Below are 21,546 nucleotides of genomic sequence, written 5' to 3'. Positions count from 1 at the left end.
CAAAACCCATGACGACGCGCGAATCGGATACCAGGGCGCATCGCGGCGTTGGCTTTCATCGTCAATAGCTGGGCTATTGGCAACAAAATCCGCCTTGCGCTGCATCCCTGGCATCGGCCCGCGCTTCCCCTCAGAGTCTTGAACACCTTCTCTGGCCCCTACCCTGAATAGTACCCGCGCTGAATCAGGATCCGGCCATACGCCTGGCTTGCCAGCGTTGGGAGCCGTTGATGGTGCCCTGCATTCCATCTCCACGAACCTCTCCGACGTATCGGTCGGTTCCGATAGAGAACCTGATCCGAGAACCTTCAAGTCGGCCGTCGGACAACTGGCTCGGAGCCGCACCATCGCCCAAAGCGCCTTTGAGCATCTGAAAATTCTGAGTCAGTGCAAGCTTCTTGCCATCGATCTCCCAAGTTCCCTGCACCTTGGCGGGCACGATCCACTTCAAAGCTCGGCAATAAGTCTCGCAGTCTTTGGTGACTTCAGCGGTTTCATCCGGCTCCCAGTCTGCCATATCGAACGTGTTGGCGATGATTCGCGTGCCTGGCGGCATATTCAGCAAGATGGGGCGCAGCTTGATGTTCAGGTTTGGCAACAAGAACAGAGTTACAACCGTGGCATCCGAGAAGTCGGTCTGAAAAATATCGCCCTGAACGAAAGTCGCGCGGCCTGAAACACCGGCGGCTTGCGCACGCTTCTTGGACAAGGCGACCATGTCGGGGTTGTACTCTATGCCTCGCGCCTTGATTCCGCGCTTGGCCGCCGTAATGACTGTGACGCCGTCACCTGAGCCAAGATCCACCAACCGGTCCTTCGGAGTGAGCTGAGCCATTTCCAGCATTCGGTCGACCAAAGCCTGAGAGGTGGGCACCCAAACGACGTCCTTGCCTTCCTGGCCTACCATGGGCGTATAGGTGTCTTTAGCTTTTGAGTCCTTCTGCGCATAAACGGCAGTACTGACGAGCGCCACGGCAACCGCCAAGGCGCTGATGAAGGATCGACCACTGAGCTGCATCATCACTCCCCAGAACAGAGACAGATGGAATGTAACGGGCACACTCAAAGGATGCAACGTCTAGATTCAGGATACAAAGGAGTTCTGACTTATTCTGATTTCAGCGTACGGCCTTGAAACCCTACTGGGGGTGTTTCCGCATAAGCGATCAGAAATAAAAAAAGGAGCCGTAGCTCCTTTTTTCTAACACGCCACGAATCAGTTGGGATCCATGGATGCTCCATATTTGGAGCGGGAAACGAGGCTCGAACTCGCGACCTCAACCTTGGCAAGGTTGCGCTCTACCAACTGAGCTATTCCCGCGCTGCACTTCTTACTGAAAACTGGATGCCGGAAAAACCAACACCAACTTCCTGCAATACTCAAAAACCAAAAAGGAAGAATTAACTTCCTTTTTTACTTCCATGAATGGTGCATTCATCCATGGAAACTCCAAAATGGAGCGGGAAACGAGGCTCGAACTCGCGACCTCAACCTTGGCAAGGTTGCGCTCTACCAACTGAGCTATTCCCGCGTTGCAAGCCTTGTAGTATACGAGATTTTTTAGGGTTTTCGCAAGGGGCCTAAAAAATTTTGAAGAATTTGCAGATGCATTCGGAGACTTGCAGGTTTGTCGCGAGGCGGCGCTGGAAGAGCCCTCACCCTACCCTCTCCCAAAGGGAGAGGGAAAAGAGGAGGAGTTCCGCGGCGCGTCTCTTTTCAGCCCAAATCCGGATTGAGGTTCAATCTCAGTGTTTGATGGCTGTGCCGCTCGCACGTTTCTTCGCAGGAACGGGAGCGGCTGCGGCCACGACTGGGGCGGCAACTTCGTCATCGGTCAAAGGAACGGGCTGGCGCTCCAGGGCGACTTCGAGGACTTTGTCTATCCACTTGACGGGGATGATTTCCAACCCTTCCTTCACGTTGGCAGGGATCTCCTGTAGATCCTTGACGTTCTCCTCGGGGATGATGACCTTCTTGATACCGCCACGCAGAGCAGCCAGGAGCTTCTCCTTGAGGCCGCCAATGGCGGTAACTTCCCCACGAAGGGTGATCTCGCCAGTCATAGCCACATCGCCACGCACAGGTATGCCTGTCAGCGCCGAAACGATGGCTGTGGTCATGGCGGCGCCGGCACTGGGACCGTCCTTGGGAGTTGCGCCATCCGGAACGTGTATGTGAATGTCGCGCTTCTCAAACACCTCGTCTTTGATTCCCAGCCCGCGTGCGCGCGAACGAACCACCGTGCGCGCTGCTTCGACGGATTCCTTCATGACCTCACCCAACTGGCCAGTACGCTGCACGACGCCTTTGCCGGGCATAGTGGCTGCTTCAATGGTAAGCAGATCGCCGCCAACTTCAGTCCAGGCGAGACCAACCACCTGACCAACCTGATTCTGCGTCTCGGCCAGGCCATAGCTGTACTTGCGCACGCCGAGGTAGTCATTCAGATTTTCAGCGGCGACGATAACCTGCGGCTTGAGCTGGCCGAGTTGCAGTCCCTTGACGACCTTGCGGCAGATCTTGGAGAGTTCGCGCTCGAGCGAACGCACGCCGGCTTCCCGGGTGTAGTAACGAACGATGTCGCGCACCGCCGACTCTTCAACCTTGAGCTCTTCGTTCTTGACACCGTTATTGGTCAATTGCTTCGGCAGCAGGTACTTGAGGGCAATGTTGGTCTTCTCGTCCTCGGTGTAACCCGACAGGCGAATGACTTCCATGCGATCAAGCAAGGCAGGCGGAATGTTCATGGAGTTCGAAGTGGCGACGAACATGACGTCGCTCAGGTCGAAATCAACTTCTACATAGTGGTCGCTGAAGGTGTGGTTCTGCTCGGGATCGAGCACTTCAAGCAGTGCGCTTGATGGATCACCACGAAAATCCATGCCGAGCTTGTCGATCTCGTCGAGCAGGAACAGCGGGTTACGCGTACCGACCTTGTTCAGGCTTTGCAGCACCTTGCCCGGCATGGCTCCAATATAGGTACGGCGGTGGCCGCGAATTTCCGCCTCGTCGCGCATGCCACCCAGGGCCATGCGCACATACTTGCGACCAGTGGCCTTGGCAACCGACTGACCGAGGGATGTTTTGCCGACGCCGGGAGGTCCGACCAGGCAAAGGATGGGCGCCTTCACCTTGTCGACGCGCTGCTGCACCGCAAGATATTCAAGGATGCGGTCCTTGACTTTCTCCAGGCCGTAGTGGTCTTCGTTCAGGACTTCCTCAGCGTAAGCGAGGTCGTGTTTGATCTTGGTTTTCTTGGCCCAAGGCAGACCCACCAGCACGTCGATGTAGTTGCGCACCACGGTGGCTTCAGCCGACATGGGCGACATGAGCTTGAGCTTCTTCAGCTCGGCATCTGCCTTCTTTCGCGCATCCTTTGGCATGCGCGCAGCTTTGATTTTCTTCTCGATTTCCTCAATGTCGGCGCCCTCTTCACCCTCACCAAGCTCCTTTTGTATGGCCTTGACCTGCTCGTTGAGGTAGAAGTCTCGCTGGTTCTTCTCCATCTGGCGCTTGACTCGGCCGCGGATTTTCTTGTCCACGTTGAGGATGTCCACCTCGCGCTCTAGCTGCTCGAAGAGATTTTCCAGGCGCGATTTGACGTCTGCCAGATCAAGCACGAACTGCTTGCTCTCCAGCTTGAGCGGCAGGTGAGCAGCGATGGTGTCCGCCAGTCGTCCAGGCTCGTCGATACTGGCAATGGAGGTGAGAATCTCGGGCGGTATTTTCTTGTTCAGCTTGACGTACTGGTCAAACTGCTGCATGACAGCCCGACGCAGGGCCTCCACTTCGCTGCTGTTTTCCTGGGCGCCGGCCTCCAGGGGCGTGACGGTGGCAACAAAGTGCGACTCGCCGTCTTCAATGTGCGTGACCGTGGCGCGCTGCTGGCCTTCGACGAGCACTTTTACGGTACCGTCAGGTAGTTTCAGCATCTGCAGTATCGTGGAGACGCAGCCGACCTCAAACATGTCAGTGACGGAAGGTTCATCCTTCGCGGCCGCTTTCTGGGCCACGAGCATGATCCGGCGATCAGCTGCCATGGCGGTTTCCAGAGCCTTGATACTCTTGGGACGGCCCACAAACAGCGGAATCACCATATGCGGAAAGACCACCACGTCGCGAAGGGGCAACAGGGGCAGATCAATCGGCGTGGTGGGAAGGGGCGTGGTTCCGGACATGGAAAAATCCTCAGGGGTTATGAGCCAGAGATGGCCGCGCAAACCGCATTTTCAACCCTTTGGCGGGTTGACACGCCAAATAGCGTGCAAAGCCTTGCAAATTTTGACCTTTCTCTTCTGGAAAGAGCGGGACGGCGGCCTGCACGGACAGACCTGATTGCAGGCCTCCAACCCTCCCCCCTCACCTTGCGAGCAAAACGCGAGGAAGAAAAGTCAAATAAGGGCTGCTTCAGGCTTTCTTGGCGGCTTCTCTGTAGACCAGCAGCGGGGGCTGGCTTTCTTCGATAGTGTTTTCGTCTACCACGACCTTGGCTACGTTGGAGGCGGCAGGCAGATCAAACATGGTGTCGATCAGCGCCTGCTCCAAAATCGAGCGTAATCCGCGCGCACCGGTTTTTCGTGCCAATGCCTTACGTGCAATGGCCTTCAAAGCGGAAGGACGGATTTCCAGCTCAACGCCTTCCATCGCAAGCAGACGCCCGTATTGTTTTACCAGGGCGTTCTTCGGTTCGGTCAGGATCTCGACCAGGGCCTCCTCGGAGAGCTCAGCCAAGGTGGCGACGACGGGCATACGACCAACCAGCTCAGGAATCAGGCCGAACTTGATCAGGTCTTCAGGCTCGATCTCTTTGAACACCTCGGAAACGGAGCGCTGCTGCTTGCTCTTGACGGTGGCACCAAAACCTATGCCCGAGGCTTCAGTACGCGCCTCGATCACTTTTTCGATGCCCGCGAACGCGCCACCGCAAATGAACAGGATGTTGGTGGTATCGATCTGCAGGAAGTCCTGGTTCGGGTGTTTACGCCCACCTTGTGGAGGAACGCTGGCCAGGGTGCCCTCGATGAGCTTGAGCAGCGCCTGCTGCACCCCCTCGCCCGAGACGTCGCGCGTGATGCTGGGGTTGTCAGCCTTGCGGCTGATCTTGTCGATTTCGTCGATATAGACGATGCCACGCTGGGCCCGCTCTACATCGTAGTTGCAGCTCTGCAAGAGCTTGCTGATGATGTTCTCGACGTCTTCACCCACGTAGCCCGCTTCGGTCAGCGTGGTGGCATCTGCCATGACGAATGGCACGTCGAGCTGGCGAGCAAGGGTTTGCGCCAGCAGGGTCTTGCCCGAACCGGTAGGGCCTATCAGGAGGATGTTGCTTTTGGCGAGCTCTACATCGCCACCTTTGGCGTCTTCTTTATGCTTGAGGCGTTTATAGTGGTTGTAAACAGCCACTGACAGCGTACGCTTGGCGCGCTCCTGGCCAATAACGTAGTTGTCGAGGTTGTTCTTGATGTCTACCGGCGTAGGGAGGTCGCTGCGCGCATCGGCCTCCGTGGTGGTGGTAGGCAATTCGTCGCGAATGATGTCGTTGCACAGGTCGATGCATTCATCGCAGATGAACACAGACGGGCCTGCAATCAGCTTCTTGACTTCGTGCTGACTCTTGCCGCAAAACGAACAATACAGCGTCTTCTCACTGGAAGAGCCTTTTTTATCGGCCATTGAATGACACTCTGATGAAAGATGGACACATGATACCGAATGAAAACGGGATGCGTCGCGGCAAGGAATAGTGATGCCCTTGATAAACCCTGGCAGCCCCTGGCGCCTCGCGGGCCAACCCGCGAGCCACCCGGGCTACCCGGACTCAGGGCCGCTTCGAAATAACCTGATCGACGATACCGTAGTCCTTGGCTTCGTCGGCGGTCATGAAATAGTCGCGCTCGGTGTCGCGCTGCACCTTCTCCAGGGACTGACCCGTGCGTTCGGCGAGGATGCGGTTCATCTGGTCCTTGGTGCGCAAGATGTCGCGCGCATGGATTTCGATGTCGGTCGCCTGGCCACGGGCTCCGCCCAGCACCTGGTGGATCATGATCTTGCTGTTAGGCAGTGAATAGCGCTTGTCCTTGGCGCCAGCGGCCAGCAGAAAAGCACCCATACTGGCAGCAAAGCCGAGACACATGGTGGACACGTCAGGCTTGATGAACTGCATGGTGTCGTAAATGGACATGCCTGCAGTCACACTGCCACCCGGTGAGTTGATGTAGAGCGAGATGTCCTTGTCAGGGTTCTCGCTTTCAAGGAACAGTAGCTGCGCCACGACCAGGTTGGCAGTTTGGTCGTTCACTTCACCGACCAGGAAAACCACGCGCTCCTTGAGCAAGCGTGAATAAATGTCGTACGACCGCTCGCCACGGCCAGACTGTTCGACAACCATCGGGATCAGGCCGAGGTTCTTGGTTTCAAGTGCACTCATGAAAACTCCGTTGGTTCTGTTACAAGCAAATGGGGCTTGAAGCCCAAGGCTCAAGCCCCACGATCTCAATTGCCATACTGAAGGCTGCCAGACTAAATGCGCCGACAGGCTCTTCTGGAGAGTGAGCCGGCCTGCTCAGTGCATGTGCAGCACATGTGCAGCCCATGCGCAGACCGGATTCGACTACCCATCATTCTGGCAGTTTTAGCCTTGCTGGCCCATCAGATCGTCAAAAGCAAGATTCTTGTCTGTAACCTTGGCCTGCGCCAGAACGTGTTCAGTGACGTTGCTTTCGATGACGATAGCTTCCACGTCTGCCAAGCGACGGTTGTCGGCGTAGTAGTAACGCACGACTTCCTCTGGCTTCTCGTAGCTGGCAGCCATTTCTTCGACATGCGCCTTGATTTGCTCTGGTGTGGCTTGCAGATTGTTGGCACGAACAAGTTCAGCCACCACCAGGCCCAGGCGCACGCGACGCTCTGCCTGCGGGCGGAAGATGTCCTCGGGGAAGGGGGCCTTGTCAGCGTCCTTCATTCCGCGCGCCTTCAGGTCAGCGCGGGCGGACTCCATCAAACGGTTGATCTCAGTCTGGACGCTGGCCTTGGGCAGATCCAGTTCTGCCTTGGCTGCGAGCGCGTCCATGACAGCCTGCTTGTTGCGGGCAGCAACGCGGAACTTCACTTCGCGCTCCAGGTTCCTGCGGATGTCGGCGCGCAGACCTTCAATGGTGCCCTCTTTCACGCCCAGCGACTTTGCCAGTGCTTCGTTCACTTCAGGCAGGTGACCAGCTTCGATTTTTTGCACGGTGACCATGAAGTCTGCCGTTTTGCCGGCCACTTCCTTGCCTTGATAGTCTTCAGGGAAAGCCAGCGGGAAAGTCTTGCTTTCGCCCACTTTCATGCCGCGCACGGCATTTTCGAACTCGGGAAGCATCTGACCTTCGCCAATGAGGAAGGAGAAATCCTCGGCTTTGCCGCCGTCGAACGGCTCGCCGTCGATCTTGCCTGCGAAATCCACGGTGACGCGGTCGCCGTCCTCGGCAGGAGCCTCCTTGGAGCGCTGTGCGAAGGTGCGACGCTGCTTGCGCAGGATGTCGATGGTGCGGTCAATGGCATCCTCGCCGACCTCGGCCGACACGCGCTCGACTTCAGCCGTGGAAAGATCACCGATCTTGACTTCCGGGAACACCTCGAACACGGCGTCAAAGGCCATTTCGCCCTCGGGGGCCGAGTCTTTCTCGGTGATGGTAGGTTGGCCAGCCACGCGCAGGTTGGCTTCGTTGGCAGCGACGAAGAATGCCTCGCCCACCTTGTCGTTCATGACTTCGTACTGCACCGAATAGCCATAGCGCTGGGCGACCACGCTCATTGGCACTTTGCCAGGGCGAAAGCCGTCCATTTTTACGGTGCGCGCAAGCTTCTTCAAGCGTGCATCCACTTCGCCGCGAATCGCTTCCACGGGCAAAGTCAGCGTCATCTTGCGTTCGAGCTTGTCTAGGGTTTCCACGTTCACAGCCATGATGTTTTCTCTCTCGAAAGGAATTAATTCCTGGTGTGCGAAGACGCAAAATTTGCTGCATCAAAGACAGCAGCCTAAGGAGCGCCTCGCGGGATCTGTGTGGAAAGGCCTTGCAGCCATTCCAGAGCAAAGCTTGTTATTTTAACTGGCGATGACAAGCACCCCAAAGGCTATAGCCTCTGCGCGGTCAGACTTTCCCAAAATCTCTATAGTCCAGGGCTGTTTCTCGGACTCTCCCAGGGCAATGTCGGGCTCTTTTTAGCTCTTTTTGGGAATTGAACACGCAGCGAAGAGAATCAGACAGCGAACAACCAAACCTGTTTCGACCAAATCTGCGCTGCTTGTTGGGCTTCCTTCGTCAGCCCAACCTTCTAGGACGATGCTTGGTGACGAGGAAGATTTGTGGATTCTGTTGCTAAAAAACACGCATGACGAACAAGACAGCCAATACGGCAACAGCCCTTGAGTCCACCACGCTGACTCCCGGCACAGACTCTTTAAGTCCGGCAGCGCAAATCGCGGCCCCTGCACCAAAGACCCAGGGCTTTTTGCTGCCCATTGTGGGTGGGGCAGCTCTGGCGCATATGCTCAACGACATGATTCAGGCGATGCTGCCGGCCATTTTCCCGCTGCTGAAGTTGAATTTTTCGCTGAGTTTCGGGGAAATTGGTGTGATTGCTCTGGTTTATCAGGTCACCGCTTCCCTACTGCAGCCCTGGATCGGGTTGTATACCGACAAACACCCGAAGCCCTATCTTTTGCCCTCCGGCATGGTCATGACCATGTTCGGAATTGGGCTATTGGCCACGGCGGGCAGCTATACCATGCTGCTGGTGGCGGCAGCACTGGTGGGCGTAGGCTCTGCCACGTTCCACCCCGAAGCGTCGAGAATCGCCCGCCTGGCATCTGGCGGGAAATTTGGCACTGCCCAGTCCACGTTTCAAGTGGGTGGCAATTCCGGCTCGGCCATTGGCCCACTATTGGCTGCAGCCATTGTGGTGCCTTACGGACAAGGCGCGGCCGCCTGGTTCATGCTGATTGCATTGATCGCGATTTTTGTCCTGTATCGCCTCACGGCCTGGGTAATGCAGAACGGCGCAGCAAAGACAAAGAGTCTTGCCAGCAGCCATTCGGAAGGGCTTAGCCGGAACAGAGTGATTCGCGCTGTGGCGGTGATCTGCATACTGATGTTTGCCAAATTTGTCTACATCGCGTCGTTCACGAACTATTACACCTTCTACTTGATGCAGCGCTTCGAGCTGAGCATTCAACAGAGCCAGATTTTCCTTTTCATGTTCCTCGCAGCAGTGGCAGTCGGCACATTCGCAGGTGGCCCGGTCGGCGACAGAATTGGCCGCAAGGCAGTGATCTGGATCTCGTTCGTCGGAGTCGCGCCTTTTGCGTTGGCCTTGCCTTACGCAAATCTTTTTGGACGGCCGTCCTGGCGATCACAATCGGGCTTGTCATGTCTTCTGCCTTCGCCGCGATGGTGGTCTACGCCCAGGAGGCCGTGCCTGGGCGAGTCGGGATGGTGTCCGGACTAATGTTTGGGCTCATGTTCGGCATAGGGGGCATCGGTGCAGCAGGTCTGGGCAAGTTGGCGGACACACACGGAATTTTGTGGGTGTATGGTGTGACATCGTTCTTGCCACTGCTGGGACTGGCGACTGCGCTCCTGCCCAATACCAGCAAGCGCCCGCTTGTGAAGATCGACCCTGAAACGGGGAAGATTGTGAGCGCGTAAATCTAAATCCTTTAACAGCGAGACTCAGTTCGCCCGTACAGGCCACCCCCAGCGGAAGATGAAGAGAGCAAAAAGGCCCGGAAAAATCTGATGATCTTTCCGGGCCTTTTCTCTTTTTATGGTGCGCGGGGGGGACTCGAACCCCCACACCATTGCTGGCGTCAGGACCTAAACCTGGTGCGTCTACCAATTTCGCCACCCGCGCGGTCTTCTTGAATGCCATGCCAAGCGCCCCAAGTGACTGTTGCAGCCACCTTAAGCGTTCGCAGCCTGCCGACAACCATACTTTGACGTATGGATTGCCAGCTGAGCATCGGCTAACCGATTATTCTACCTTGCAAAAACACGCTTCACGCCCGATTTTGGTCGCAGATAGATAAAAAAAGGTTTACCTCGTCCACCACCTTCCCACCAAAAGATCAATCACAGCGTGGCCGGCCTGCCGCCACCAACCATCACGCGCCCATCCGGCAGCGATGTTGCCACTCTCGGAAGCGGTGCGCTGCTGCGTGTCCGCGTAGTTATTCCATTCTTCGGCCAAACCGTCCGGCCCCAAGGCGCCAATCGCCATAGCGACCTGGTGCTGCCTCAGCAGAACGTCGCCGATGTCTGGCTGCCGAACGAGGCGCATGCTTTCCCCACGTTCCGCTTGCACGCCAGCTGCCAAGGTCTTGGCTTCACCTGACTCCGAGCTGTTCTTCGTCAAGATGATGGCACTGGGTGCGATGAAACTGCGGGTGACGCTTCTCGCTGCATCTGCACTGAAGCCAGGAACAGCCGCTGATTCGCTGATACTCTGGACTTGGCTCTGGTCATAACCGACATTGCCCCCCAGAATAAAGCTGTCATGCCCGCTGACGTTGTCGATATTCTGGCTTTGAAGAGTGCCGGTCACGATCCTGTTCTTGTCTGCAGCAGCGAGGCTTTCGATGACTCCGCCCGTCAGACTGATTCTTTCTGATGCTTCAATATTGAAGCCCCCAGGTCCTGCCAGGACTCGGCTGGGTGACGTCGCCATGGCGTATCGAAGAGCGCCCCGCCCCCCGTGAGTCCGATGCCAGCGCTGTAGTGCTCCTTCACGCCCGCGTACGTGTCTGCGCCAATCCGGTAGGCCTGCGCTTCGTCGAGGTCTTGCAGGGTTTCAATGGAAAGGGATCCTCCTGCCTTGAGAGTCACCGAGTCAGCGTCCAGACTGGCGCCTCGGAAACTGATGTCCGCATTGGCAGAGACGACGGCTTCGGTCTTTGCAGTCACATGTGTTGTCTTGTATTGTTGGGCGCTACCCTGGGTAGCCCCACCTGCGTAATAGCCAAATGCAGACGCACCTGCATTTCCACCTATTTCATAGGCCGCGCCCATGCCCGCCGAGTACGAATCGCCCGCGTGGTTCTTGCTGCTCGAAGCGGCACCCAATTCGATCTTGCCTGCGTCCAGCTCCACCCGCCCACCGATCACCTGCACCCCCGCAGTCCGAATGGATCCGCTCTCCGAATTCCCCTGCAAACTGAGCTTCCCACCTGCACTGATGGTCGATTCCCGAATGGACGTAACAGTTTCGTTCAGTGGATTTTCCCTGGAATCGTCCCAGGCCAGTCCTACCGACGGCCGAAGCGTGCGAAGGAATGAACCGATTTCCCCCTCAAAAGCACGGGAACCTGCGACGCAACTTCATAGGCATGATCGCGCGCAGCGGGTAGCTGCGAATACCCCCTGTAGGCAAGTCTCAGCCCACTGAGTGCGCGGAGGATCTGCGCATGGCGACTCTGGGCGGTACTGGCGAACCAGCCTTGGTTGAAAGCGCCCGAGAGAGATCCCGCGACGCCTTTCTGGTTAGGCCCTAAGGTCACGCCGTACTGCTGAAAATCGAAGTTCTGGCGCTTGCGATTGCTCCCTTCGGCGGCAACCAGCTCTATGTCCCTGGCATGTACAGTGACGTCGCCGTTGGCGAGAAGATCACCGCCAGCCTGCCTATAAGTTCCTTTGGCATCGATGCTGACATCGCCTTCTATCGAACCGACGGTGGTTGGCACAACCACATGCGTGCTGGATTCTGTCTTTTCTTCATTGTCTCTGCGCCCCAGCAACCCGTTGATGCCAAAGTTGCGAATCAACCCTGTACGTCGTTCGCTCTTTGTGCTGCCGTGCTCCGAGTGGGAATGTTGTTCGCCACCTACGGTAAGGTCCTTGCCTGCTTCGAGCTTGAGCGACTGATAGCCGGACACTGTGGAAGCGGAAATGCTCAGATCGCGCCCAGCCTTGAGACTTATTGCCGAGCCTTCAAGGCCCGCTGGCGACACACCGGTTTCAGAACGGCACGTGCTCAAATCCGTCTCGCCGTGAGAGAGCCAGGACCATCCGGCCGACTTATTGTTGGCCACCTCTTGTCGGTTCGTGACGGCACCCCGCAGGCGCAGGTCCCTTCCCGCGGAAAGGTGGCCCTGTCCGTTCATGACCTTGATCTCGCTCCCGGTGATCTGCAGGTCGGACTCGGCGCGGATGGTTGCGCCGGTTCCCCCGATCAAGGTGCTGGAGGCGGCATCCTTTCGGTGCATGTCGATATGCTGAACCTGCTGGCCGTTGACGGTTTGCACATCAATCCGCTGTTCGGTCAAGGCTGCATCAATGACAACTCCCTGCCCTCGCAGGTCCAGGAGCCCCCCTTCGGCATGACTGCCACTGAAAGTAAGCTCCTGGCCCGCGGTCATCTGAACAACCCTTCCGGCTTCGAAGCGACTGGGTTGAGCAGTCATGCGGCTTTCGCGCCAGTGTGATTGCGGGCTTTGGGCAGCGGCAGCCACTTCGGTGGTGCGCTCTTCGAAAGCCGGGCCAATATCAATATGGCGGGTGGCACTTGCCTCTATAGTTTCTCCCGCTTTGACGAGAGCGCCTCCACTGGTGAGGTCCTGGCCAGCACGCAACCTGACCGTCTGGGCAACAATCATGCTTGGCTTTGATGCGAGGCTGGCAAAAGCTTGCTCATCGCCTTCGCTGTGCCTGATGGAGCGCATGGCGGGACGCAACTCGATGCTGCGACCTGCCTCCAGGGAGACCAGACTCCCGATGGACTCCGGAGCGCGCACGCCGCGTGTTTGACCCCCGGAAACAACGATATCCGTCTCTGCGCGCAAGATCGTGGCGCGGGAGGCCATCTCGCCGTTCTGCTCAATGCGGTCTGCATTGACCTGGATGACCCCGCCAGATGAGTCGACCCCACCCCCGCACCGCCATGGGCCAGTATGAATCCGCTATTGATGAAAGCCTGATCATGCGCGTGGACTTGAACGCTGACCGCAGACAACGAGCTACCTGACGAAGTGTTCTGCGCCTTCCTTGAGAGTAGGCCGCCGAGGGCAGTATCACTATCTACATCAAGCGCAAAGAGCTCGCTCGACACCACCGATGCCAGCGACTGAGATTGAGACTGATCCTGACCGCCCCACTGATTGGACGCCTGCGCATCTTTCCCAAGCATGCTCTGCACGCTCCCGTGCGCGGTGACGGTTCGTTCGCCTTTCCTGGCGCGGTTCTCGAACCCGGCGGATGAACTAAAAGCACCGCCCGCGACAATCCGGCTGTCTACGTTGGACCCTCCGGCCACACTGATGCCACCGCCAGCAATGATTTGCCCTGGTTGGCTGGCCACCACCCTATCCTCGGTGGTCACCTGCTTTTCTATGGTGCGGACAAAATAACGCTCAGAGCGGCGCGTGGCCAGATCGGAATTGAAAGCCTCCAGTTTCGGCTTCAGATTCTCCAGCAGGGCAGTTCGTCGTTCGGCGAGCGATACAGTATCTCGGGCCTCCGGGGAGGGCAGACCAAAAAGCTCCAAGACCTCCCCCAACCGAGACCCGCAGGGCTGGCCTGCGAGGCCCCCATTCGCGCAGTCTGCCGCCAGTTTGTCAAAGTCGTAGGGCTCGTGACCGAAGCGATCGAACGGATAGGTCTCGCTCGGCAAAATCAGATTCTGCCCGCTATCGATGCGTACCTCGTTGGCGTTGAACTCCGCTTCAAGCGCGCGCTCGTCAGCATAGGACACTTCGCTGACCCGTCGGGTGGAGGTATGCCTTTCGACGCGGAGGTCAGCATTTTCGTTATCAACCCGGCCGGCAATGGTCATGTCGCCAAGTGCGTGGACTTCGCCGCCCACGTTGTGCAGAGAGCCGTCGATGGTCAGGTTTCCACTGCTAAACACGCGGGCACCCGCTGTATTGAAAACCTGACCCTTCAGCTCGATGCTGCCGGCGCCGACTCCAAAAGAAGTGCCACCCGTCACGGTGCCGCTGTTTCGAATTTGCGGTGCGTTGGCCAAGAGGCGCTCTCCTGCCTTCACACTGCCGCGGTTATGAATCGTTTGCCCTGCCGAGAGGTCGACCCGATCGGGCGATGCAATGGTGCCCGCCATGGCAAGTTCACCACGAACTGAACCGAGCGTGACGCCTTGCTCGCCATAGACGTCATGCACGCGCAAATCTCCGTCGGAACTCAGGCGGAGGTCGCCCTCAGTGGCCGTCAGGCGTCCCACACTGTTGACGCCCACCCCTCGCTCCGTAGCCAAAAGATAGATCTGCCTCGCGTGCATGCTGCCCAGTTCTCCAATGTCGATGGCAAACTTGGGCGCTTTTTCGCTGCCATATGCTTCACTCCCCACCTCGGGAGTCTCGCCGTAGTTCACTTTATTGGCGCCTGTGATGGCGTAGATGCGCTCCGCCTGGACGGGCCCATCAATCACGATGCCGCGCGCCAGCAGATCAAGCTGCTGCAGGCCACGGGCGTCAAGCCCCCCGGCGCCTATTGAGAGATGTCCTCCCTCAATGCCGAAGCTTTGCACACTTCCATCTTTTCCCAATCTTGGCAAACCCGTGGTGAGTGTGGCACGTCCCACATTGAGGAAGCCGCAGCCGTCACACATGATGCCGTTCGGATTGGCAACAATGACATCGGCACGGCGCCCAGCCACCTCGATAGCCCCCTTAGCGTGCTCTGGGACGCCGACGTGACTTCATTGAGGATGACCCGCGCAGACTGCCCGCCCAGGTGCGGGTTTGCTGACACCCTCCCACCCAGCGCGGTGTCGGTCACATGGGCACTGTTGTTGAGAATCAGGCCCCCTGGCGCTACATTGAACTGCTGGTACCGGTTATGGCTGACGCCTGCAGCGCTGGGAGGAGCGATGTGAACGACATCCGCGCCTTGGCGATTGGCTTCAACCACCGGACTGGAGCCAGGCGCTGCCTGCCGGGAAGGGACGAGTTGCGCCCAGGCACACGAAGCAAGCACGGCTTGCAACGCCAACACCAGCTTCAGGACGCGCTGTGGGTGCAAATCAACCACGGCTGACACACCGCGATCAGCATCGGTGCGGAAAGAAAGAGTCTTGAAATAGCTATTTATCATTGCAAACGAGATTGATACTCATTTGTAATGATAACTATAGTAATCCTTCTTGACGCTTACATGCGAAACGCATGTAAGCACATGGGGCTCAGCGCTTCTGTTGCTGTTGCCTCTGCCTCGCCCTTAGAACCTGCCGAGATTCTGTGGCTCTCTTAGCGGCTTCCTGCTGGGCCTGTCGCTTGGCACGCCACTTGTTGGATATGCGTCGGCCCAGCCAGAAGCTGCCAAGGCCAGTGATCACCGCCACGATCATGCCTATGGCGGATATGTTGAGTCCCATGGCGTCCATCATAGGACCCGCTCCACGTTGCTGGGCTTGAAACCCAGATCAGCCGCCTTACCCTTACGAGCGCGCGCGCCTCGTGCATTGTTGAGGCTACGGATCTCCAAGGTCTCCTCACGTGATTTTCCCCCTCGGCCGATTCCGCTGATACGCACGCTTCGGGTGTAGGCCGCAGCGCCGGCTAGAGTGTCTTTGGCCTCAAGATCAATCAGCGTCAGCCCTCGGCCACCCTTTTCCATCAGCTTCAATTCACCGATCTCGAAGGTGAGGATGCGCCCTCCGGTGGATGCGCAAGCGACATGCGTGGCCGGCAAAATGACCGAAGCAGTGGCCGACGAAGGCGCCCCACCAGGCGACACCAGAGATGGCCGGCAGATCTGTTCGTCCGCACCCACGGTAATGAAACCTTTACCTGCTCGCTGCCTGGAAAGCATGTGCTCCACACGGGCCAGGAACCCGTAGCCGCCCGAGCCCGACAACAGCAGCGTGACGCCTTCTGCGCCAGCAAAATAGTGGAGCGGTTGCGTGCCGGCTTCCAGGTCGATCAGGGTCGTGATAGGCTGGCCGTCACCACGAGCACCGGGTAGGCTGGCCACTGCAACGCTATAGACACGACCGTTGCTACCAAACACCAGAAGCGTGTCGACGGTTCGGCATTCGAAAGTCCCATAGAGACCATCGCCAGCCTTGAAAGCAAAACTCGCAGGATCGTGGCCGTGGCCTGCGCGCCCGCGTACCCAGCCCTTTTCGCTGACGACCACCGTGACTGGCTCATCGATGATCTTGATCTCGGCTACCGTCTTTTTCTCTTCCTGAATCAGGGTACGACGCGCATCGGCAAACTGCTTTGCATCGGCTTCAATCTCCTTGACCATCAGGCGCTTGAGACTTGCCGGATTGCCAAGAATGTCTTCGAGCCGACCTTGCTCCTCCCGCAGTTCCTTGAGCTCTTGCTCGATCTTGATGGCTTCCAGCCTGGCCAACTGCCGCAGCCGGATGTCCAGGATGTCCTCTGCCTGCCGCTCTGATAGAGCAAACCGAGCGATCAATGCGGCCTTGGGTTCGTCGCTCTCGCGGATGATCGCGATCACCTCGTCGATGTTCAACAGAACCAGCCGCCTGCCTTCGAGAATGTGAACGCGGTCGAGCACTTTTTGCAGCCGGTACTGGCTGCGCCGTGTGATCGTCTGCTGGCGGAAAGTAACCCATTCCTCCAGCATCTGGCGCAGCGATTTCTGCACGGGCTTACCGTCCAGGCCGACGCTGGTCATGTTGATGGGAGCAGACGTTTCCAGGCTAGTCTGTGCCAGCAAAGTCTTGACCAATTCGTCCTGACCGATACGACTGGTGCGCGGCTCGAACACCAGGCGCACCGGCGCATCCTTGCTGGACTCGTCGCGGACGGTATCGAGAACGGCCAGGACCGTAGTCTTGGCATTGGTTTGCTCCGCAGTGAGCGCCTTCTTGCCGTTCTTGACCTTGGGATTGGTCAGATCCTCGATTTCTTCGAGCACTCGCTGGCTGCTCACACCGGGTGGAAGCTCGGTGACAACCATCTGCCACTGGCCGCGCGCCAGATCCTCGATTTTCCACCGTGCACGAACTTTCAGGCTGCCGCGGCCAGTTCGATAAGCATCGGCAATGTCAGTGGCCGGACTGATGATTTGCCCACCGCCGGGGTAGTCGGGGCCAGGGATTAGCGCGAAGAGCTCGTCATCGGTCAGTTTGGGGGACTTGAGGAGCGCCACGCAGGCGTCGGCGACCTCGCGCAGGTTGTGGCTCGGAATTTCGGTGGCCAGGCCAACCGCAATGCCGCTGGCGCCGTTGAGCAGGACAAAGGGCAGCCGCGCCGGCAGTTGACGGGGTTCTTCGTGCGAACCGTCGTAGTTGGGCGCGAAATCCACCGTGCCTTCGTCCAATTCGTCCAGGAGCAGGGTGGCAATCTTGGCCAAGCGCGCTTCCGTGTAGCGCATGGCTGCTGCGCCGTCACCGTCGCGGCTACCGAAGTTGCCCTGGCCGTCGATGAGCGGGTAGCGCTGACTGAAGTCCTGTGCCATGCGGACCAGCGCGTCATACGCAGCGGAGTCGCCATGCGGATGAAATTTGCCGAGCACGTCGCCGACCACGCGGGCGCATTTGACGGGCTTGGCTCCGGTGTTGCCGTTGTAGCTGAGGCCCATGCGCTCCATGGCGTACAGGATGCGCCGTTGCACTGGCTTTTGCCCATCGCACACGTCCGGCAGCGCGCGCCCCTTGACAACTGAAAGTGCGTATTCGAGATAGGCGCGTTGCGCGTATGTGGCCAGGGCCAGCTCGTCATCCGAGCCGCCGCCCTCTCCCGTTTGGTCCAGGACCGTTAGATCGTTCATTGAAAAGAGGAATATAGAAAAGGAGTGATTGCCCGAGGCTACCGCCCAAGGCTCTCATGGGCTGACACTACCGAACTGAATCAGCTAACAAAGGCGCGCCGTAATCGACCAGCATGGGTGGATTGGCTTTGACGCTCGCGGTTGGCATGCCTCCAAATTCCACACGCATGCGACCGCTGCTCTGGCCAATAGCGACACCCGTCGGAAATGCAGCAGAGCCAGAGACGGCAGGGAGCGAGGCTGGGGGCTTGAACACCTCATAGAGGCCCAAGACCGTTTTGACATAGCCTTGCGTTTCCTTGTAGTTCGGGATCTTGTTACCGGCGCGCTGAACGGCCCCCTCGCCTGCGTTGTACGCGGCCAGAGCAAGGGGAAGCTCTCCCTTGAACATCTTGAGCAAATAGGCAAGATACCGCGAGCCCGCCTGAATGTTGGTTCTGGGATCGATCAGTTTTTGCTCCACGGACTGAGCTGGCAGCAGTTTGCCCCGCCTGTCCATGCGGGCCGACCTGTCGGCCACTACACCGTATTGCTCGGCCGTGGTGGGCATGAGCTGCATCAGCCCGACCGCGCCCTTCGGGGAAACCGCAGCGGGGTCGAAGCCCGATTCGGCGGCGATCACGGCCTTGATGAGGCTGTAATCGATCAAATGCTTGTGAGCAGCCTCCTGAATGTGCTTTTGCACGGCCTTGTAGCTCTTTGAAGAATCCAGTCTGGCAAACCGCGTGGGAACCTTGAAAGCTGGCTCGCCTGCCTTCCCGGTGGCCTTGACACCCACGGCAGCACCGGTTTCATCAGGCGCCAACTGAAGAAAATTGAATGTATCGCTGCTCTTGAAAAAAGTTCGTAGCGGTCATCGACTTGCTCTATGGCAAAGTGAGTTATGCCGCGATCATCCACATAGGCCCACAGATCGGCGTGGGCGACAAGGGGCATGGCAGACAGTGATAGCGTGACCAACAGGGCTTTATGCACAGGCAAAGCCCGGCTGCACCTCCAGGCAGGAGGCCACCTGCTTGCTCCGCCGAACCGCACGCAACCCTTCTCTCCCGCAGAGGGATGGAGTGCATGCGTGCTCTTGAACATGAAGACTTCAAGAGCTCGCAGGAAGAAATGCGGCGTCATGCTTTCCTGCTCACGTATCAAATATCGACTTCCACGGCGTCTCCGTGCAGCTCCATCAATTCGCGGCGCGCTGCGGCTTCGCCCTTGCCCATGAGCTTGCTCATCTCGTGGGCTGTCTGGCCGAAATCAAAACGGCCCAGTTGCACCGGAAGGAGTCGGCGAGTGTCGGGGTTGAGCGTGGTTTCCCATAATTGTTCCGCGCTCATCTCGCCCAGCCCCTTGAAGCGGCTGATGGACCATTTTCCCTCAGAAACGCCATCTTTGCGCAATTTGTCGAGAATTGCCGTTAGTTCACCCTCATCAAGGGCGTACATCTTGGATGCTGGTTTCTTGCCGCGCGCAGGCGCATCTACACGAAACAGGGGCGGACGCGCCACAAAAACATGCCCCGTCTCGATCAGCTTGGGAAAGTGACGGAAGAACAGTGTGAGCAGCAGAACCTGAATGTGTGAGCCGTCTACATCGGCATCGGAGAGGATGCAGATCTTGCCGTAGCGCAGTCCTGAAAGATCGGGGCTGTCGGCGGGGCCATGCGGATCTACCCCTATGGCCACCGAAATATCGTGGATTTCCGTGTTGGCGAAGAGTCTGTCGCGCTCGACCTCCCAAGTGTTCAGCACCTTGCCGCGGAGAGGGAGAACGGCCTGCGTCTCCTTGTTGCGGCCCATTTTGGCGCTGCCGCCGGCCGAATCTCCTTCGACCAGAAAAACCTCGTTATGAGCAATGTCGCGGCTTTCGCAATCGGTCAATTTACCGGGGAGCACCGCGACACCGGAACCCTTGCGTTTTTCCACCTTCTGGCCTGCGCGCTGCCTCGTCTGGGCGGCCTTGATGGCCAACTCAGCCAATCGCTTGCCGTAATCCACGTGTTGATTCAGCCATAGCTCCAAAGCGGGACGCACGAAGCTGGAGACCAGACGAACTGCGTCGCGAGAATTGAGCCGCTCCTTGATCTGACCCTGAAACTGCGGATCAAGCACTTTGGCCGAGAGCACGTAACTGGCGCGGGCGAAGACGTCCTCGGGCATCAGCTTGACACCCTTGGGAAGCAGGCTGTGCAATTCTATAAAGCTCTTGACGGCGTTGAACAGGCCATCGCGCAGGCCGCTGTCATGCGTACCGCCAGCGCTGGTCGGAATCAGGTTAACGTAGCTCTCCCGCACAGGCTGGCCCTCTTCGGTGAAAGCGACGCACCACTGCGCCCCCTCGCCTTCGGCGAAGCTGTCGGCATCCTTGCCGGCATAGCCCTCTCCGTCGAAAAGGGGAATGACGGGATCCGTGGAAAGCGTTTGCTCAAGATAGTCGCGCAGGCCGCCCTTGTATTGCCATGTCTGGGTCTCCTTCTTCTTCTCGTCGATGAGCGAGACGCTGACGCCGGGCATGAGGACCGCTTTACTGCGCAGCAGATGCGTCAGTTCCGCTTGGGGCAGGACGGCGGATTCGAAGTACTTTGGATCCGGCCACACCCGAACAGTGGTTCCCTGGCGTCGATCCCCCTCGCCCTGTTTGCGGACCTGGAGCTTTTCAACCACATCGCCGCCTTCAAACGCCATGGAAGCAACCATGCCCTCCCGATAGCTGGTGACTTCCATGCGTTTGCCCAGCGCATTCGTGACGCTGACCCCCACGCCGTGCAAGCCACCGGAGAAGCTATAGGCTCCGCCCTTGCCTTTATCAAACTTGCCCCCCGCATGCAGACGGGTAAACACCAACTCAAGCACCGGCGCCTTTTCCTCGGGGTGCATGCCATAGGGGATGCCCCGACCATCGTCTTCCACGCTGACGGAGCTGTCAGTGTGCAGGATCACCTTGATCTTCTTGCCGAAGCCCGCCAGTGCCTCGTCAGCAGCGTTATCCAATACCTCCTGGATGACATGGAGCGGGTTGTCGGTGCGTGTGTACATGCCCGGGCGCTGCTTGACGGGCTCAAGCCCTTTGAGCACCCTGATCGAGCCTTCGGAGTAGCCGGTAACCGTAGTGGAATTCGTAGCCATAACTGATCATTTTATCCCGACAGCATTGCCCAAACTGGATGAAAGTACAGCCCTCGACCACCCAACGCCGTTACATTCATCACGTTTCAGCCCCATGAAAACTGCAAATGAACCCCTCTACCCTTCACGGATTTCAGGCGCCTTCCCCCTGGGTGTGGCGCTGGAGCGCCTTGGTGCCCGCCGGCGCGCCCGTTCTTGACGTAGCCTGCGGGGGTGGCCGCCATATGCGCTGGTTCGCGCAGAGAGGGCACCCCGTTACCGGCGTGGATCGGGACCCTGCTGCCATCGAAGCTGTGCGCGACCTCGGTGATGCCGTGTTGGCCGACATCGAGCAAGGACCGTGGCCCTTCCACAACCGGCGCTTCGGCGCCGTCGTGGTCACCAACTACCTGTGGCGGCCGCTGTTGCCGACCTTGCTGGACAGTGTGGCTGAATGCGGCGCACTCATCTATGAAACCTTCGCTGCGGGCAATGAAACGGTAGGACGGCCCGCGCGGGCCGATTTTCTGCTGCGCCCGGGTGAACTGCTTCAAGCCTGCGCAGGTCCAGGTTGGCGTATCGTTGCATACGAAGACGGATTTTTGTCAGACCCTGAACGTTTCGTGCAGCGCATTGCAGCAGTGCGGCAACCGAATGAAAAAACGATGGTTGGCATGCCCGTGGAGCGGTATCCGCTCTGAGATCGCAATCA

General features: G+C 58.2%; 13 protein-coding genes, 3 tRNA genes and 2 pseudogenes. 2 read left to right on the top strand and 16 right to left on the bottom strand.

Going from position 1 to position 21,546, the window contains the following annotated elements; translation table 11 throughout:
* Positions 1–184 precede the first annotated feature (184 nt).
* From AAAK34_RS08050 to tig, 7 genes are all read right to left on the bottom strand, one after another.
* Positions 185–1,060, bottom strand: coding sequence for a class I SAM-dependent methyltransferase (locus tag AAAK34_RS08050; protein WP_431778007.1), 876 nt, complete (start codon positions 1,058–1,060; stop codon positions 185–187).
* A 185-nt stretch (positions 1,061–1,245) separates the two neighbouring features.
* Positions 1,246–1,321: transfer RNA gene (locus AAAK34_RS08045), tRNA-Gly, on the bottom strand.
* Positions 1,322–1,456: 135 nt separating this feature from the next.
* A tRNA-Gly gene (locus AAAK34_RS08040) sits at positions 1,457–1,532 on the bottom strand.
* Between the two features lie 214 nt (positions 1,533–1,746).
* Positions 1,747–4,179, bottom strand: coding sequence for an endopeptidase La (gene lon, locus AAAK34_RS08035; protein WP_231697188.1), 2,433 nt, complete (start codon positions 4,177–4,179; stop codon positions 1,747–1,749).
* 229 nt (positions 4,180–4,408) lie between these two features.
* On the bottom strand, positions 4,409–5,674 hold the full coding sequence (gene clpX / locus AAAK34_RS08030) for an ATP-dependent Clp protease ATP-binding subunit ClpX (protein ID WP_231697189.1): 1,266 nt from the start codon (positions 5,672–5,674) through the stop codon (positions 4,409–4,411).
* Between the two features lie 145 nt (positions 5,675–5,819).
* On the bottom strand, positions 5,820–6,428 hold the full coding sequence (clpP, locus tag AAAK34_RS08025) for an ATP-dependent Clp endopeptidase proteolytic subunit ClpP (protein WP_231697190.1): 609 nt from the start codon (positions 6,426–6,428) through the stop codon (positions 5,820–5,822).
* 204 nt (positions 6,429–6,632) lie between these two features.
* The gene (tig, locus tag AAAK34_RS08020; RefSeq protein ID WP_231697191.1) at positions 6,633–7,946 is read right to left on the bottom strand and encodes a trigger factor; all 1,314 of its coding nucleotides are present in this window, start codon (positions 7,944–7,946) and stop codon (positions 6,633–6,635) included.
* A gap of 428 nt (positions 7,947–8,374) precedes the next feature.
* On the opposite strand from tig, the pseudogene AAAK34_RS08015 reads away from it, so the two are divergent.
* Positions 8,375–9,690, top strand: a pseudogene (locus AAAK34_RS08015) (MFS transporter).
* Positions 9,691–9,809: 119 nt separating this feature from the next.
* On the opposite strand, the gene AAAK34_RS08010 reads toward AAAK34_RS08015, so the two are convergent.
* From AAAK34_RS08010 to AAAK34_RS07970, 9 genes and pseudogenes are all read right to left on the bottom strand, one after another.
* Positions 9,810–9,895, bottom strand: a tRNA-Leu gene (locus AAAK34_RS08010).
* 183 nt (positions 9,896–10,078) lie between these two features.
* Positions 10,079–10,585 (bottom strand): hypothetical protein, encoded by a 507-nt coding sequence (locus AAAK34_RS08005; protein WP_431777920.1) that lies wholly within the window; start codon positions 10,583–10,585, stop codon positions 10,079–10,081.
* Positions 10,586–10,632: 47 nt separating this feature from the next.
* Positions 10,633–11,253 carry a hemagglutinin repeat-containing protein gene (locus tag AAAK34_RS08000; RefSeq protein WP_431778006.1) on the bottom strand — a complete coding sequence of 207 codons (621 nt, stop codon included), beginning with the start codon at positions 11,251–11,253 and terminating at the stop codon, positions 10,633–10,635.
* A gap of 32 nt (positions 11,254–11,285) precedes the next feature.
* Positions 11,286–12,839, bottom strand: coding sequence for a hemagglutinin repeat-containing protein (locus AAAK34_RS07995; protein WP_431777919.1), 1,554 nt, complete (start codon positions 12,837–12,839; stop codon positions 11,286–11,288).
* Positions 12,840–14,209: 1,370 nt separating this feature from the next.
* A pseudogene (locus tag AAAK34_RS07990) lies at positions 14,210–15,084 on the bottom strand (filamentous hemagglutinin N-terminal domain-containing protein); the annotation flags it as partial.
* Positions 15,085–15,172: 88 nt separating this feature from the next.
* Positions 15,173–15,364 (bottom strand): hypothetical protein, encoded by a 192-nt coding sequence (locus AAAK34_RS07985; RefSeq protein ID WP_431777918.1) that lies wholly within the window; start codon positions 15,362–15,364, stop codon positions 15,173–15,175.
* 8 nt (positions 15,365–15,372) lie between these two features.
* A complete protein-coding gene (gene parC, locus AAAK34_RS07980; RefSeq protein WP_231697194.1) occupies positions 15,373–17,736 on the bottom strand; it encodes a DNA topoisomerase IV subunit A in 2,364 nt (787 codons plus the stop codon).
* Positions 17,737–17,803: 67 nt separating this feature from the next.
* A complete protein-coding gene (locus AAAK34_RS07975) occupies positions 17,804–18,541 on the bottom strand; it encodes a lytic transglycosylase domain-containing protein (protein ID WP_431777917.1) in 738 nt (245 codons plus the stop codon).
* A 337-nt stretch (positions 18,542–18,878) separates the two neighbouring features.
* A complete protein-coding gene (locus AAAK34_RS07970) occupies positions 18,879–20,855 on the bottom strand; it encodes a DNA topoisomerase IV subunit B (protein ID WP_231697196.1) in 1,977 nt (658 codons plus the stop codon).
* A gap of 107 nt (positions 20,856–20,962) precedes the next feature.
* Between AAAK34_RS07970 and AAAK34_RS07965 the strand changes: the two genes are divergently transcribed.
* A complete protein-coding gene (locus AAAK34_RS07965; protein WP_231697197.1) occupies positions 20,963–21,535 on the top strand; it encodes a class I SAM-dependent methyltransferase in 573 nt (190 codons plus the stop codon).
* Positions 21,536–21,546: the final 11 nt, after the last annotated feature.

Source organism: Ottowia caeni, assembly GCF_050821495.1.
Taxonomy (GTDB): Bacteria; Pseudomonadota; Gammaproteobacteria; order Burkholderiales; family Burkholderiaceae_C; genus Ottowia; species Ottowia caeni.
The sequence above is the reverse complement of the archived record's forward strand: the minus strand, read 5'-3'. Positions and strand labels throughout refer to the sequence as shown.

Coding starts and splice junctions, on each gene's coding strand:
- AAAK34_RS07965 (WP_231697197.1), top strand. CDS start 20,963: ATGAACCCCTCTACCCTTCACGGATTTCAGGCGCCTTCCCCCTGGGTG.
- clpP (WP_231697190.1), bottom strand. CDS start 6,428: ATGAGTGCACTTGAAACCAAGAACCTCGGCCTGATCCCGATGGTTGTC.
- lon (WP_231697188.1), bottom strand. CDS start 4,179: ATGTCCGGAACCACGCCCCTTCCCACCACGCCGATTGATCTGCCCCTG.
- clpX (WP_231697189.1), bottom strand. CDS start 5,674: ATGGCCGATAAAAAAGGCTCTTCCAGTGAGAAGACGCTGTATTGTTCG.
- tig (WP_231697191.1), bottom strand. CDS start 7,946: ATGGCTGTGAACGTGGAAACCCTAGACAAGCTCGAACGCAAGATGACG.
- parC (WP_231697194.1), bottom strand. CDS start 17,736: ATGAACGATCTAACGGTCCTGGACCAAACGGGAGAGGGCGGCGGCTCG.
- AAAK34_RS07970 (WP_231697196.1), bottom strand. CDS start 20,855: ATGGCTACGAATTCCACTACGGTTACCGGCTACTCCGAAGGCTCGATC.
- AAAK34_RS07985 (WP_431777918.1), bottom strand. CDS start 15,364: ATGGGACTCAACATATCCGCCATAGGCATGATCGTGGCGGTGATCACT.
- AAAK34_RS07995 (WP_431777919.1), bottom strand. CDS start 12,839: ATGGCCTCCCGCGCCACGATCTTGCGCGCAGAGACGGATATCGTTGTT.